Raw genomic sequence first — 14936 nt, forward strand, 5'->3', positions numbered from 1 at the left:
GCATATAATAGAAGTAGGACATCGCTTACAATCCATTCTTACCAATCTTCTACATTTTTTTTGGTGATTGATTGTTATCTGGCTAGTCCAATAAGTATGAAAGGAGGTATGATACGTGCTCCAGAGCTATGCCCCAGAGCAAATCTATTTTACACTGTTACTCATTTGTGCTTTTTTAGCGGTGGTTTTGCTGATTTTCGGTGATGTCTTTGATTTCGATGGTCCAATTGATCCAATGTTGATCATTCCATGGATCGCCTTTCTCAGTTTACTCGGTTACATCGGCGAACAATGGTTCACACTTTCCTCAACGAGTATCTTCCTGATCAGCAGCGCTTTATCCACCGGTCTGGTTTTCCTGTTAAACTTTTACATCTTAGTCCCATTACGCCAAGCCGAATCCACATTGTCTAGTTCTGAAAAAAGTTTTGAAGGCCGCGTGGCCACCATACTGACCCCTATCCCCTGTCAAGGTCTTGGTGAGATCCAATTGACCAGTGTGACTGGCTCGACCAATCGACCAGCCGCCGCCTTCCAACCCATTGAAGAACCGTTGGCAGCCGGGACGAGTGTTTTGATTATCGAAGTCAAAGACCGGGTCTGTTATGTCGTACCCTACGTCGACCAACAACTAAAACTTTAAAAGAGGTGGTTCTATGTCAATTCTATACTCAACATTGTTCATTCCAATCGCGTTACTATTGTTTATTCTCCTGATGTTGCTGATTGTTTTCGTATCAAAGTACCAAACGGCCAAACCCGATGAAGCATTGATCATTAGCGGCAGTTATTTGGGCAAGAAAAATGTCCATGCTGATGAAAGCAACAATCGCATCAAGATCGTTCGTGGCGGTGGTGCGTTTGTCCTCCCAGTCTTCCAGCGATCAAATCGCATCAGCTTATTGTCCAGCAAACTTGATGTTTCCACGCCTGAAGTCTATACCGAACAAGGCGTGCCAGTCATGTGCGATGGCACATCGATCATCAAGATCGGTTCATCAGTTGAAGAAATCGCCACAGCAGCCGAGCAATTTCTCGGAAAGACGCGAGATGAATTGGAAAATGAAGCCAGAGAAGTCTTAGAAGGTCATCTTCGCTCGATCCTTGGCTCAATGACCGTTGAAGAAATCTATCAAAATCGCGATAAGTTCAGTCAGAGCGTCCAAGAAGTAGCCTCTGTTGATTTGGCGAAAATGGGACTGATCATCGTTTCCTTTACCATTAAGGAAGTTCGGGATAAGAATGGTTACCTCGATTCACTAGGAAAACCACGTATCGCGCAAGTCAAACGAGATGCAGAAATTGCAGAAGCCGAAGCACTGAAAGAAACCCGAATCAAAAAAGCCCGCTCAGAACAAGAATCACAAACAGCCGAATCAAAGCGATTGACAGAAATCGCTGAAGCATTGAAAGAAAAAGAATTAAAGCTGGCACTCTATAAGAAAGAACAAGATATTGCCAAAGCTGATGCGGACCAAGCTTATCACCTGCAAAGTGCGATCATCAAACAACAAGTCGTTGCACAAGAAATCGAAGTCCAAGTCATCGAGCGACAAAAGCAAATCGAATTGGAAGAAAAAGAGATTCAAAGACGTGAACGGCAGTACGATGCCGAAGTCAAAAAGAAAGCTGATGCCGACCGCTATGCCCTTGAACAAGACGCTTTGGCGAAAAAGAGCCTAGCGCAAGCCACGACAGAAGCGGAGAAATTCCGCACCGAATCCATGGCCAAAGCGGAATCTGACAAGATCCGTTTGATTGGATTAGCAGAAGCGGAGACCACTCTGGCCAAAGGAACTGCTGAAGCAGAAACCAAAGAGAAAATCGCCGAAGCCTTCAAAAAATATGACGAAGCAGCAATCCTTAGCATGATCGTCGAAATCATGCCAGCTTTGGTCAAAGAAGCAGCAGCTCCATTAGGCAATATCGACAAAATATCTGTTGTCGATACCGGTTCAAGCGAAGGCGGCGGTGCCAATCGCGTGACCAATTATGCCACCAATCTGTTGGCATCCAGCCAAGAAACTTTAAAGGAAACAACTGGTTTGGATGTAAAAGCACTGATAGAGAATTTTGTTGGCGCTTCTGATTTGATGAAGAAAGATTAACATACCTAAAATCAGCCTCCAAAATGGTATATCGTCCATTTTAGAGGCTGATTTTTATTGTATGTTCTTTAGCAATTCATCCGTACACAACACCGTTGAAAATTCATCATGTAAGGTTGCCAACGTGAGTTGATGAACCTGTTCTGCATCTATCAGCTGTCCATGATGATCCACCAGATCAAAGGCTGCTGTAGCATCTTCAACGAGATAGGTCTGGTACCCAAGGTTGCCGCTCATCCGAGTGGTTGTAGAGACACAATGGGGTGTGGTCAAACCGATGATCACAACATGTTTGATTTGCAGTAATGTCAAATAAGCTTGTAAGTCCGTTCCGATAAAAGCGCTATTGACCTCTTTTTCGATGACCTTCTCACCTGCCGTAGCCTCAAACCCTGTTTGAGGTTCGAAGCCTTCATGGTGGATATAAAATCGAGATTGCTCATTCTCCGAGCGATGACGGATATGAATGATCGTCCATCCCTGATTACGACAGACCTCTAAAATTCGCAACATATTGTCTTCTGCCTGCGGATTGTTCCTGTTTCCCCAAGAAGGTGCTTGAAATGCTTTTTGCACATCTATAATCAATAAAGCTGTATCTGTATTCATTGTATTCCTCCTTGTAGTTGATGCATGTTGTCGTTTTTTACATATTGTACGCGATTCTATATGTGAATACTACAAATATATAGCAAGAGAAGGAGGATAAATGATTTGTATTTGGGATTATATGTCATATTGGAATAGCAACTCTTTTTTTGCCGAAAATTAAAAGGTTAAAAAACAGGTGCTTGTTATCTAATCCGATTGTCCTTGACAACGAGCTTTCATGGACGTTGATCAACCGTGGCGAAGCAACGATCAAAAATATCTACCACTACGCAACGCTACCACATCCATGGTCATTAGCAAGGATTCGATATGCCAAATTCCGATTTCGAATGGCTATTGGTGTCTCATATCCTAAAAATCCATGCAACCGAAGATGGTTCTACCAATTGACGTAATCAAATAATTGCAGTTTAAGTTGATTCAATGTATTAAATGTATGTGGATACACAAATTCTGCTTTGAATGACTTATTGGTCGATTCTGCCATGGGATTATTATAGAAGCTTCCTTGTCAAGTTATACCAGATGAAATAACGAAAGTCAGAGATTATTCGTTATTTCTTTGCCCGAAAATCCAAGTGCTACGATGACCAAAAAATCGACAAAATATGATGTCCCATTACATTATTTTACTAACTCGAAGTATTTTAAGAATTCATTTGGTACTTGATATTTACCCATCAAGTAAGTTTCAAGTTCTGCTCTAATTGGCTTTTTCAACGACAGACTTAATTTATACCGAAAATCGATATGTGTATGAGCAGGTTCTTGAGTAAAAGTATTTTCAGGAATATTGATTAGGTTTACATCAAGTAATGGATATAGTTTATTAGGGATAACAAAATATCCAGTTTCTTCATTAAATTCCCTAACTGCTGTTTCTAATGGTGTTTCTCCAAACTCAACATGCCCTGCTGGCAGAAGTCTTTTCTTTAAGTATGGATGTTCTATAAAAAACATAGTGTCCTGATTAAAAACAACAGCACTTGCAGATAAATGAATGTTACGGTTATTTTCTCTTAAGACTCTTCCATTAGAATCAACAATCAATTTCTTAATTCTCGCTAGTTTGTCCTGACCTGTAAAATTCGACAAAGGAGTTGCCGTTAAATTCAATTCGCGCAGTATTTCTTTGGTAATATCCATTCTAAAGCTCTCCCACCAAAGTTTCATAATAACAAGTCATTATATCAATCATCTGTTTGGTCTCTTCAATATCGTGAACACGCAAAACTCTCCCACCATTTCTAATCATTAAACTTTCTAATAAAATTGTTGAAAGCAACCGACCACTCACCTCAATCTCAAATAATTTACCCAAAAAGCTCTTCCTTGAGATAGCAATCATAGTGGGAACTTTTAACTGACTTAATTGTGAGACCATTTTAATTCTCATTAAATCCTCTTTAGCATCCCCGCCAAAAGAAAATCCCACACCTGGGTCAATAACAACTTTATTTTTTTGAATACCAATAGATTCCAATTCACTTAGTTTGTTACTAAAATATTGAGGAAGATCAGTAACCGGAACTCGATTTTTTTTCTTCCATTATTCATGACCACTAAACTCGGCTGGAAATCTTTGATTATTTCTATTTTTTTGGAGTTATCAAACCCAGTTACATCATTAATAATATCCACTTGATACTCCTTAAGCGCATACATCATAACATAAGCATTATCTGTGTCTACAGATAATACTGTATTGGGAAAATACTTCTTAATATTTTCTATGACATGAGTTAGTCTCATCCACTCTACCTCTGGTGAAATATCTTTAAATCCAGGTCGTACTGATTTTCCGCCCAGTTCGATCACTGAAGCGCCTTGGACCAAGTCTTTTTCAACCTTGTGAAGAATTTTAGATATTTCGTTGTGGTTATTACTATTATAGAAAGAATCTGGAGTACAATTTACTATAGAGACAATAATAGGTTTTTTAGTTAAATCAAAACTAAAGTTTCTCCCTTTCCAAACTAATCTATTTTCTTGAAATATTTTCTCTAATATCTCTATGTTATTTACAAAATAATTAAGTTTCTCACACTCATTGATAAAGAAATCAATCTCGGTTAAGTTAAAGCTAACTAGCCAACAACCGTTAACTTTTTCTATACGGGCTCCAACTTTTTTCACTAAAAATTTTAGTTCTAACAATTCTTTATGATTTACGTCTGAAAACTGTACTAAAATTTTAGTATAGTCACTTTCTCCTACCTCACTTACTATCATTGAATTCACCTTCTTTGCATGTGGTCTAACTATCTAAATATCGTTTACACTCAATCATGTTCTATTCAACGTTTGAAGAAATTCTGATCTTACTACTGTATTCTTATTGAAACATCCGGTATAAAACGTTGTCCTGGTTACACAATTTCCTTTCTTTATCCCACGCATTTCAACACACATGTGTCGAGCGTCTATTACGACAGCTGTCCCCTGTGGCATCAAGATTTCTTCTAAGATCAAGGCAATATCTTTGGTAATATTTTCTTGAACACTTAATTTTTTTGAAACAAAATCAACCAATCTAGGTATTTTACTCAGACCAATTATTTTCCCTTTATTTGGAATATACCCAACATGTACCTCACCAAAATAGGGAAGCATATGATGTTCACACATCGAATAAAAAGGAATGTTATTGATCAAAACCATTTGAGAATTACTTGATGGATCTGTCGTAAAAATCTTATAATCTTTAAATACATCTTCTCCTTGAGATGAAAGGATTTCCTGATACATTTTAGCAACTCTTTTCGGTGTATCAAGTAAACCTTCTCTTGTCGGGTTATCTCCAGTAATTTTGATAATATTTCTCACACAATCTTCTATTGTAACTTGTTCTCTATCCATTATAGCCTCCTTTTTGATTCAATCCTTTTTACTACTCAAGTTAAGTAATCAACAATAAATTTTCATGCTATTTGATTTTAATCAAATATTTAAATGTTTTGTCGCATCATTTTAGCCTTATTTTGTAGAGGTGTAACATGCCTCACTCTATGCTCCCTATTCGATTTATTTCTTGTGTGTCAAATTGAAGTTTTAAAATTTGTGACTTAAGATATTTATATTGATAGAAGTTAATTCCACATATATCTAGTAATGGGATTAGCACAAACAATCGGTTGCCAATCTCTTTATGTGGTACCTCTAAGGATGGTGACTGAATTTCTTCTTCATTGAAATATAAAATATCAATATCTATCGTTCGTGGTCCCCACCTCACTTCCCTTTTTCTACCTAACTGAGACTCAATTAGTTGTATTTTTTCAAGTAATTGTGAGGATGTATAGATCGTTTCCATTCGTAAGGCTAGATTAAAAAAATCTGATTGATCAATTCCACCAACAGGAGATGTCTGATAAATTGGAGATATCCTCTTAACGAAAATATGCTGATCACTCACAAGGAGTTCAATTGCTTTTCGCAAGTGACTGACTGGATCTCCAAGATTACTTCCGAGACTTAAATATACTTGATTCATTTTTTAACCTTCCATTTCAAGTTCTACACAATCAAAAATCCCTTCAATTGGAACATTGATTTTTCGGATATTTATCTTGACACCTGCAATCTTTCGGGTATCTATTTCTTTTATACGAGTAACTATAATTGTTCCCAAGGTTTCAACCAAGTCAACTTGACTATTTGAAACCACTTCTGATACTAGTTGATAAAAATGAGCATAATTAATCGTAGTATCAATGTTATCCACTTCAATCGAATGATTAATTTGAACAGCTAAATCAATTTCTAAATTTTGACCAAGCTTTTTCTCCTCTTGAAATACACCAATATGACTACGAAACTTCATATTATTTATTTTGATTACATACATTTTTCTCCTCCTATGAACCTGTTGAAGAATATCGACCGATACAATAAACCCAAAAACCTAAAGTCAAGATAAAAAATGGAATCGATACCAATGGAGTAAATGCAAAAAGCACCTGCTCAGACTTACCAAAGATGAATAAAAACGGATAGTAATTAATTATTGCAAATGGAAAAACATAGGTTAACACCTGCTGGATTCTTTGCCCCATAACATCGACAGGATAATGTAGGCAATCTGATCCACTCCCCATCAGAAGGATGGAAATATTGATCGATTGAATTGAAAAAAACGTTAGCGATCCAAAAAAAAGGTAGATCCCTAAAAATAATATAATTCCACCGATTACAATAAGAAACAGTGTCACAACTTGGATGAGATTCCATTCGATTTCATTTAGATTTAGCGCCATGCCTAATAAGATAAAAGACTGAATTAATCGACCTACTCTCGAAATCTCGACACCACTTCCCATAACTTGCAATAAGATGGCCTGAGGTCGAAGAAAATAGATATCTAATGCGCCTTGTCTGATCAGCTCTGAAATATTATTTATTCCTTTTCCTAAAATTTCACCACAAGTATATGAGATGTTAACGCATCCATAGACGAGCAAGGCTTGTGCAAATGAATAATTTCTTATTGATCCTAATGATTGAAAAAGTAAATAGAAAGTGAATATAAAGGTAAACTGTGCAATAAATTGACCAGCAATCAGTAAATACGTGGAAATATTATATTCAAACTGAGCTTGAATATTTTTTTTTACTAATGTCATATAGGCAATCATTTGTCAGCCCCCTTGCACAATAATTTGTTTCAAATTTGCGTTTAACCATCTTTGCCCACAAGCGATCAAAAGTAAGATCCAAATGACTTGAAAAAATATCCCTGATAGCTCTCCAGTATTCCCACTCACAAGTTGAATCGGATATGCAATACCATATTTAAACGGCAATAAACTTAGTACCTGTTTCAATGAGTCTGGAAAAAGCGTGAAAGGAAGCACTAATCCCCCACAAAATTCCACCACTGAGCCAAAAACCAGCAATGAGCCAATAATTGATAATGTGTGAAAAACTGAAATATAAACCAGCAACGATAAAACCGTATTTAAAATTAAAGCGAGTAAAATCGCTAAGAAAATAATGAAACCTCTCTCCATAGAAATCGTTAGAACGAGTCTATATTCTATGGGAAAAAAACCAACAATGAGAAGTAAGGGTAAACTTGAAATAACCCCTGTAAAAAAACGCTGTGAAATTAGTCGAGTAAACCATGACCAGTATAAGTTGACAGGTTTCATATAATCGCATGCAATGTCCCCACTCTTAATAAGAATGGCTAAATCATTATCGATTATCCAAGAAGAGATGAAGGGCGCTAAGCAAGTTTGAATCCAAATATAGTTTATCAATTCTCCTCTTTGTTCCAAATCCAAGGATAAAGAATTAAACGCCATCAATATTGAAATTGACAGAAGTCCTCTAAGAAAATATAATGGCAACGAAGAAAATATTGCTAATTTGTATTGCCATATCTGCTTAGCACGATAAATGAAAATCTCTAGATACATTAGAACCTCCTTCCCTTCGATAGCATTTTCGGATCAAATATCTAATTCGGTATAGTAGCGTGCAATAATTTCTTCAATCGTTAATGATTGTATTTGATAACTACATACCACTTCACTTGTAGAAAGATAAGCAAGTAACTCACTAAACTTGCTTGATTTTTCCCGAAACTCCGCAATCATTTCATTTGGTTGTTCTGATAGAATGTTTTCCTCAAAGTTCTCTTGTATTTTTTTTACTATTTTATTTAATTGATGTGACGCATTAAATTTAATAGTTACTTTCTTGAAGTTTGCAAATCTATTCTTGATCTCAACAAAGTCTCCATCAAAAAGTTTTTTTCCCTTTCCAATAATAATCACCCGATCTGTCAACGCCTCAATATCATTCATATCATGAGTCGTTAAAACAACCGTCATTCGTCTCCTAAGATTAATCGTTTTTATAAACCGATGCACAGCTAACTTTGAACGAGCATCAAGACCAAGGGTTGGTTCATCTAAGAATAGTATTTCAGGATCATGCAATAAAGCAACAATAATCTCACACCTCATCCGTTGCCCTAAACTTAGTTGTCGTACCGGTATAGATAAAAGATCTTCGATTTCTAATAAAGAAACCAATTCCACTCGATTTTCCTTAAATTTTTTTTGAGGAATCTTATAGATTTTTTGCATGAGGTTAATGGAATCTAAAACAGGCAAATCCCACATTAAATTTGAACGATTTCCAAAAACCGCACCAACTTTCCTGACAAATTGAATACGATTTTCGGTTGGATCTACATTTAACACTCTACAAAAACCACTACTAGGCTTCAAAATACCAGTCATAATCTTAATCGTAGTTGATTTACCAGCACCATTGGGCCCAATGTATCCGACAATTTCTCCTTCTTTTATTTGAAAGCTGACATCAGATAAAGCTACTTTCTCAATCGATTTCCTGATAAAAAGATCTCTAAAAAGATTCCCTTGCCTGTTTCTAACATGATAAACTTTAGAAATATTTGAGAAGATAATGTCCATTGCCCCTCTCTCCCTCACATTATTGAATTTCAAAAGAGATAGTATTCTTACAAATGATTTATTTCTGTTCTCAAAAGGACCGTTTCACAGTTCGCTTGCATATGCACAGTCTTCAAAAAACAATCATGACACCTGATTTTAAGGAGAATGTTCTTTTACTGTGCTTTAAATTAAAGTAACCACCTCAAATTTCATTCTTGCATCTTTTTAATCAATATTTTCATGATTAAAAATTAAACAAAATACTTTCTAAAATGTTTATAGGGAAGAGCTCGACCAACAATGCAGAGTAAAGCGCTTTGAATCGGAACCATAATAGCTCCTCGTATCAATCGAGCAGACCAAATTGCCCAACTTGTTAATGGAATATCCAACATTATAGATAACCAAATTGGTGTTAATATGAAGGAAATTAATAAAGTACTTAATATTACAACGATTAAACTTCGCTTTAAAGTAATTTCTTTTTTATAAAAGAAATAACCATAGATTACCCCACCTAAAAAGGCATTGATTGTAAACCCAAAAAAATAGGCGGATTTTGGAAAGATCATCATTCCAATTATATCAGCTAAGGCCGCTCCAACCCCCGTCCAAAAGGGACCAAATAATATTGCCATCAACATCTGTGGGATAAAGGAAAAAGTAAGCTTTATATATGGAGTTTCAAAACCCAAAATTTGCGACAAGACCACCATCAAAGCAATCAAAAGCCCCATAGTTGCGATCATATGGGCATCGACTTTTCTTTTCATATCAAGCATCTCCTTTTAGAGTTGCTACAATTTTATGCAGCGAATGCGAAAATAAAACCGCGAACATCTAATTGTCCTTTGTCAGAAAGGCAATATCCCATCCTCTCAGCACTAAACGTTCTATTTCCTACTCTGATTTTTTTATAATCATCTATATAAACAGTATGTAGGCTTTATTGAAATAGCTTTGTACTTCTAATAACGTCTTATTACTACTAAATCCTCCTCTCTTCCATGAATGTAATTAGATAAAACTTACTTTTCTTTTGTAATATTATTTACAATCGGCTATTCTCTTGAAATAAACCTAATGACAGATTTCCCAAAGCGAAAATGTTTACACCAAGAAATCATTTAGCTATTTTTGCTTAAAAATCACCATTTAAAGCCCATATTAACTGATAATTTGATTATAACACAGTTAAAAATAAGCGAAACAATAAAATACGACCTATTTTTAAACTAATCCGATATATTCTATTTTTCCTTCACCTAGAGCATCCTTGAGATCAGTTTTTTGTACCTCATATTTGCTTAGTGTGAGGTGCAAAAAAGAAGCAAATGGATATGATTAAATCAGTAAGCGTTTCATAGTTAGTTATTAATTTGGATAGGCTACAATAAACTAGACTAAAAAAAACGGTGTGTAAACTATAAGAAAACACATGAGGAAACATTTCATGTCACAAAGAAGAAAATGAAGGACTTACACAGAAGAATTCAATCAACAAATGGTCGACTTACTAAACTCAGGAAAACCAGATATGACATCATCAGAGAATATGAACTGGCCTCTTCGTCCTTTGACTGAGGTTCAGATTTTCCATACAAATCGAAGGAAGGAATTTGATAATAAACTGATTGATACGATTTTAGAGATATTTGACATCGAACGATCATTAAGCAAGAAAGGTTGTCCTTATGATAATGCATTGGCAGATTCGACCTATAAATCATTCAAGGCAGAATTTGTGTATCCAAATACATTTAATACATTGAATCAACTTAAACTGCTATTATTTGATTACGTCAATTGGTAGAACCATCTTCGGTTGCATGGCTCTTTAGGATATGAGACACCAATCGCCATTCGAAATCGGGATTTGACGTATCGAATCCTTGCTAATGACCATAGATGTGGTAGCGTTGCGTAGTGGTAGATACTTTTGATCGTTGCTTCGCCACGGTTGATCAACGTCCATGAAAGCTCGTTGTCAAGGACAATCGGATTAGATAACAAGCACCTGTTTTTTAAACATTATAATTTTTGTCAAAAAAGGGTTACCATTCCAGAATTCTTTTCGTCGGCTTATGATTTTGTATCACGCTTCCTTCAGCCAGTACCTCACGCTACACCCTTTGCGCTTCCCTAATGGTTGGTGGATGTGTCCCCCCATAGAGATTCATCACGTAGATTGTTGCCATGCCTGGCACACTACAAAAAAGACGCTTCTTTTTACAGAAACGTCTAAAGTTGTTTGGAAGTATATTCCTTATTTATTTAATTTTCGTTTCTTGTATTTCCACACTCTAGGTCTACAACTACTGAAACATTTATAAAGTCTCTGATCTCTTTATTCCGTAATTTATCACCTCAACTGTGATTACTACATGCCTGTGGAATTGCATAAAATTAAGGATTTCAAGCCTTATTGTCTTTGTAGCAACACGACACACTCCACATGCGTGGTCTGCGGGAACAAATCAACAGGTTGTACTTGTTTCGTTTCATATCCTTGTTCTGAAAACAATGCCAAATCACGGGCCAATGTTGCTGGATTACATGAGATATAGATAATCCGTTCTGGACTGACCGCTGCAGTGGTTTCGATGAATGACGCATCCAATCCTTTGCGTGGTGGATCGACGAAGACTACAGTTGGCTGGATACCTTCACGTAGCCATTGCGGCATGATTTTTTCAGCTTTGCCGACGAAATAATGGACGTTTTCAACACCATTTCGTTTGGCATTCGCTTTGGCATCATTTACCGCTTCAGGAATAACTTCCATCCCCAACACTTCACTGACTTTGTCTGCCAAGCTGATACCGATCGTACCGATCCCGGCATAAGCATCAACAACGACATCATCAGGTTGCAATGCAGCCATTTCAAAAGCTTTTTGGTACAATACTTCGGTCATTTCTGTGTTGACTTGATAGAATGATTTCGCTGAGATTTGGAAGGTTTTGCCCAATAGCTGATCTTCAATCGTTTCTTTGCCATATAGCACACGGCCAAACTCGCCTAAAATGACATTGGTTTTTTCTTCATTGATATTTTGGATAACAGATACCACTTCCGGAATTTCATCGTGGATCACTGTCGCGATTTCTTCTCCTTTGAAGAATTTAGGCTTTCTTGTCACCAACACAACCATCATCTCGCCTGAATGATGACCGCGGCGTACAACGATGTGACGTAAAAATCCTTCATGTGCTTCTTCATTGTAGGCTTTCACATTGAAGCGTTGCAGAATGTTTCTGATTTTGATGATTGCTTGATCGATTTGCGGATCTTGGATATAAAAGTCTTCAATTGGGACCAACGTGTGACTATTCTTCCGATAAAAACCAGTTGTCAATTCTCCATGGATTTTTTGGACTGGAATCTGCGCTTTGTTGCGGTAGCCAAATGGTTGCTCCATGCCGATTGGCGGCAAGACTGGTACATTGAGTTTCGCGATTTTGGTCAAGACATTTTCAACTTGTTGTTGTTTGAATACCAATTGTTTGTCATAGCTTAAATGACTTAATGGAGCAATACCTGTACGCAGCAATGCTTCATTCGGCAGTTCTTGACGATCAGGGCTGGTTTCCAAAAATTTGATTGCTTTGGCAAAGCCGAACTTATTGCCGACTTTCAAAACTTTGGCTACGATTTTTTCTTTTGGCAAGGTATTTTCAATAAACAATAAATAGCCATCGACTTTCGCAATACCGTTTCCTTCATGGGAAAGATCGAGGATCTCGACTTCAATTTCTTGATTTTTTTCTACTGGATAATTTTTCATTGCTCTCTCCTTTTCGTTTGCTCTCTTCATTTTAAAAAGGTTATGAAGAAATTGCAAGGGTTGCTGCTCATCTGACTGCCGTAAAAAAAGCCAGAGCATTTCGCTCTGACTTTAGCGGGCTGAATGATCAGCCTATTTTTTCTTTTTCTGTGATTTTTCACGTTCGCTCTTGTTCAAGATTTGTTTTCTCAAACGGATGCTTTCTGGTGTTACTTCACAGTATTCATCTTCATTCAAGAATTCTAATGATTCTTCAAGTGAAAGAATTCTTGGTTTCTTGATGACTGATGTTTGGTCTTTGTTTGCTGAACGGACGTTGGTCATTTGTTTCGCTCTTGTGATATTGACTGTTAAGTCGTTGTCACGAGAGTTTTCACCAATGATCATGCCTTCATAGACATCCGTACCGGGTTCTACAAAGACAGTTCCACGTTCTTCGATACTCATGATTGAGTAAGTCGTTGCTTTTCCTGTATCGATCGATACCAAAGCACCATGATGACGGCCGCCGATTTGGCCTTGGATCATTGGTAGATATTGATCAAAGGTATGGTGCATGATGCCGTAACCACGAGTCATCGATAAGAATTCTGTGGTATAGCCGATCAAGCCACGTGCTGGTGCCAAGAAGATGATTCTTACTTGTCCATTACCTGTGTTGATCATGTCTTGCATTTCAGCTTTACGTAACCCTAATGATTCGATAACTGAACCCATATATTCTTCTGGTGTATCGATTTGTACGCGTTCAAAAGGTTCACATTTGACGCCATCGATTTCGCGTTCGATGACTTCAGGACGTGATACTTGCAATTCAAAGCCTTCACGACGCATATTTTCGATCAAGATCGACAAATGCAATTCGCCACGACCAGAAACAGTCCATGCGTCTGGTCCGATTGGATCAACACGCAATGATACGTCTGTTTGCAATTGTGCCATCAAGCGTTCTTCAATTTTTCTTGCAGTGACAAATTTACCTTCACGACCTGCAAAAGGTGAGTTGTTTACGATAAATGTCATTTGCAATGTTGGTTCGTCAATGTGTAATACTGGCAATGAATCTTGATGGTCGATCGGTGTAACAGTTTCACCAACGAAAATGTCTTCCATACCTGAAACGGCAATCAAATCACCAGCTTTGGCTTCTTGGATTTCCAAACGTTTCAAACCAAAGAAACCGAATAATTTAGTGACACGGAATTTCTTGACTGTTCCATCTAATTTCATCAATGCAACTTGGTCGCCGACTTTGATTGCGCCACGGAAAACACGGCCAATCCCGATACGACCAACATAGTCGTTATAATCAAGTAATGATACTTGGAATTGTAAAGGTTCATCGCTATTGTCTACTGGTGCTGGAATATGTTCAACGATTGTGTCGAACAATGGCGCCATTGTTTTTTGTTGATCTGCAGGATCATCTGATTCACTAGATGTACCATTGATTGCTGAAGCGTAGATCACTGGGAAATCCAATTGATCATCATCTGCACCCAATTCGATAAACAATTCTAATACTTCATCGACAACATGTTCTGGACGTGCTGAAGGTTTGTCAATTTTGTTTACAACGACGATTGGGACTAAATGTTGTTCTAACGCTTTTTTCAATACGAAACGTGTTTGAGGCATCGTACCTTCATAAGCATCAACGACCAATACAACCCCATCAACCATTTTCATGATCCGCTCAACTTCACCACCGAAGTCCGCGTGTCCTGGTGTGTCCATGATGTTGATTTTGGTACCGTTGTATTCAACCGCTGTGTTTTTGGCTAAAATCGTGATACCGCGTTCTTTTTCGATCGCGTTTGAATCCATCGCACGTTCTTGCAGTTGCGTATGGCTATCCAATGTTTGTGATTGTTTCAATAATTCATCAACTAATGTTGTTTTTCCGTGGTCAACGTGGGCAATAATGGCTACGTTACGGATATCATTTCTAAAATTCAATCTATTTGCTCCTTCTTTGTTGACATTGCACTCGACAAGCCA

15 protein-coding genes, 2 pseudogenes and 1 riboswitch are annotated in these 14936 nt (G+C 37.3%); of the genes and pseudogenes, 3 read left to right on the forward strand and 14 right to left on the reverse strand.

Annotated features, from left to right (window positions below; all coding sequences use genetic code 11):
- Positions 1–115 precede the first annotated feature (115 nt).
- Positions 116–643, forward strand: coding sequence for an NfeD family protein (locus tag A5886_RS08595; RefSeq protein WP_086274574.1), 528 nt, complete (start codon positions 116–118; stop codon positions 641–643).
- A gap of 13 nt (positions 644–656) precedes the next feature.
- Complete coding sequence (gene floT, locus A5886_RS08600) at positions 657–2108, forward strand: flotillin lipid rafts scaffold protein FloT (protein WP_086274575.1); 1452 nt, start codon at positions 657–659, stop codon at positions 2106–2108.
- 54 nt (positions 2109–2162) lie between these two features.
- Here floT and A5886_RS08605 read toward each other — a convergent pair whose 3' ends face one another.
- The 12 genes and pseudogenes from A5886_RS08605 to A5886_RS08660 form a co-directional block, all read right to left on the reverse strand.
- Complete coding sequence (locus A5886_RS08605) at positions 2163–2717, reverse strand: cysteine hydrolase family protein (RefSeq protein ID WP_086274576.1); 555 nt, start codon at positions 2715–2717, stop codon at positions 2163–2165.
- 268 nt (positions 2718–2985) lie between these two features.
- Positions 2986–3231 (reverse strand): annotated as a pseudogene (locus tag A5886_RS16210) (IS3 family transposase); the annotation flags it as partial.
- A gap of 113 nt (positions 3232–3344) precedes the next feature.
- Positions 3345–3866, reverse strand: a complete 522-nt coding sequence (locus tag A5886_RS08615) for an NUDIX domain-containing protein (RefSeq protein ID WP_179190009.1) — start codon at positions 3864–3866, stop codon at positions 3345–3347.
- A 1-nt stretch (position 3867) separates the two neighbouring features.
- On the reverse strand, positions 3868–4203 hold the full coding sequence (locus A5886_RS08620) for a dihydropteroate synthase (protein ID WP_086274579.1): 336 nt from the start codon (positions 4201–4203) through the stop codon (positions 3868–3870).
- A gap of 5 nt (positions 4204–4208) precedes the next feature.
- Positions 4209–4952: a dihydropteroate synthase gene (locus tag A5886_RS08625; protein WP_086274580.1), complete on the reverse strand. Its 744-nt coding sequence runs from the start codon at positions 4950–4952 to the stop codon at positions 4209–4211.
- A gap of 54 nt (positions 4953–5006) precedes the next feature.
- Positions 5007–5579: a GTP cyclohydrolase I FolE gene (gene folE, locus A5886_RS08630; RefSeq protein WP_086274581.1), complete on the reverse strand. Its 573-nt coding sequence runs from the start codon at positions 5577–5579 to the stop codon at positions 5007–5009.
- 142 nt (positions 5580–5721) lie between these two features.
- Entirely contained in the window at positions 5722–6213 is a 492-nt protein-coding gene (gene folK, locus A5886_RS08635) for a 2-amino-4-hydroxy-6-hydroxymethyldihydropteridine diphosphokinase (protein ID WP_086274582.1), read from the reverse strand.
- Positions 6214–6216: 3 nt separating this feature from the next.
- The gene (gene folB, locus A5886_RS08640; RefSeq protein WP_086274583.1) at positions 6217–6567 is read right to left on the reverse strand and encodes a dihydroneopterin aldolase; all 351 of its coding nucleotides are present in this window, start codon (positions 6565–6567) and stop codon (positions 6217–6219) included.
- A 10-nt stretch (positions 6568–6577) separates the two neighbouring features.
- The gene (locus A5886_RS08645; RefSeq protein ID WP_086274584.1) at positions 6578–7354 is read right to left on the reverse strand and encodes an ABC transporter permease; all 777 of its coding nucleotides are present in this window, start codon (positions 7352–7354) and stop codon (positions 6578–6580) included.
- Between the two features lie 3 nt (positions 7355–7357).
- Positions 7358–8140 carry a hypothetical protein gene (locus tag A5886_RS08650; protein WP_086274585.1) on the reverse strand — a complete coding sequence of 261 codons (783 nt, stop codon included), beginning with the start codon at positions 8138–8140 and terminating at the stop codon, positions 7358–7360.
- 33 nt (positions 8141–8173) lie between these two features.
- Positions 8174–9166, reverse strand: a complete 993-nt coding sequence (locus tag A5886_RS08655; RefSeq protein WP_086274586.1) for an ABC transporter ATP-binding protein — start codon at positions 9164–9166, stop codon at positions 8174–8176.
- Between the two features lie 233 nt (positions 9167–9399).
- Positions 9400–9930 carry a folate family ECF transporter S component gene (locus A5886_RS08660; protein ID WP_179190010.1) on the reverse strand — a complete coding sequence of 177 codons (531 nt, stop codon included), beginning with the start codon at positions 9928–9930 and terminating at the stop codon, positions 9400–9402.
- Positions 9931–9956: 26 nt separating this feature from the next.
- Positions 9957–10058: riboswitch (THF riboswitch) on the reverse strand.
- Positions 10059–10724: 666 nt separating this feature from the next.
- Here A5886_RS08660 and A5886_RS08665 point away from each other — a divergent pair.
- Positions 10725–11075, forward strand: a pseudogene (locus tag A5886_RS08665) (IS3 family transposase); the annotation flags it as partial.
- A 495-nt stretch (positions 11076–11570) separates the two neighbouring features.
- Here A5886_RS08665 and rlmD read toward each other — a convergent pair.
- On the reverse strand, positions 11571–12935 hold the full coding sequence (gene rlmD / locus A5886_RS08670) for a 23S rRNA (uracil(1939)-C(5))-methyltransferase RlmD (protein WP_086274589.1): 1365 nt from the start codon (positions 12933–12935) through the stop codon (positions 11571–11573).
- 132 nt (positions 12936–13067) lie between these two features.
- Positions 13068–14894: a translational GTPase TypA gene (typA, locus tag A5886_RS08675; RefSeq protein ID WP_086274590.1), complete on the reverse strand. Its 1827-nt coding sequence runs from the start codon at positions 14892–14894 to the stop codon at positions 13068–13070.
- Positions 14895–14936: the final 42 nt, after the last annotated feature.

It is taken from the genome of Candidatus Enterococcus testudinis (assembly GCF_002140915.1).
Classification (GTDB): Bacteria; Bacillota; Bacilli; order Lactobacillales; family Enterococcaceae; genus Enterococcus_D; species Enterococcus_D testudinis.

Bases quoted from the DNA above. Each gene is read 5' to 3' on its own strand.
- A5886_RS08655 (WP_086274586.1), bottom strand. From the start codon at position 9,166: ATGGACATTATCTTCTCAAATATTTCTAAAGTTTATCATGTTAGAAAC.
- folE (WP_086274581.1), bottom strand. From the start codon at position 5,579: ATGGATAGAGAACAAGTTACAATAGAAGATTGTGTGAGAAATATTATC.
- A5886_RS08645 (WP_086274584.1), bottom strand. From the start codon at position 7,354: ATGATTGCCTATATGACATTAGTAAAAAAAAATATTCAAGCTCAGTTT.
- folK (WP_086274582.1), bottom strand. From the start codon at position 6,213: ATGAATCAAGTATATTTAAGTCTCGGAAGTAATCTTGGAGATCCAGTC.
- floT (WP_086274575.1), top strand. From the start codon at position 657: ATGTCAATTCTATACTCAACATTGTTCATTCCAATCGCGTTACTATTG.
- folB (WP_086274583.1), bottom strand. From the start codon at position 6,567: ATGTATGTAATCAAAATAAATAATATGAAGTTTCGTAGTCATATTGGT.
- A5886_RS08625 (WP_086274580.1), bottom strand. From the start codon at position 4,952: ATGATAGTAAGTGAGGTAGGAGAAAGTGACTATACTAAAATTTTAGTA.
- A5886_RS08660 (WP_179190010.1), bottom strand. From the start codon at position 9,930: ATGCTTGATATGAAAAGAAAAGTCGATGCCCATATGATCGCAACTATG.
- A5886_RS08650 (WP_086274585.1), bottom strand. From the start codon at position 8,140: ATGTATCTAGAGATTTTCATTTATCGTGCTAAGCAGATATGGCAATAC.
- rlmD (WP_086274589.1), bottom strand. From the start codon at position 12,935: ATGAAAAATTATCCAGTAGAAAAAAATCAAGAAATTGAAGTCGAGATC.
- A5886_RS08605 (WP_086274576.1), bottom strand. From the start codon at position 2,717: ATGAATACAGATACAGCTTTATTGATTATAGATGTGCAAAAAGCATTT.
- A5886_RS08615 (WP_179190009.1), bottom strand. From the start codon at position 3,866: ATGGATATTACCAAAGAAATACTGCGCGAATTGAATTTAACGGCAACT.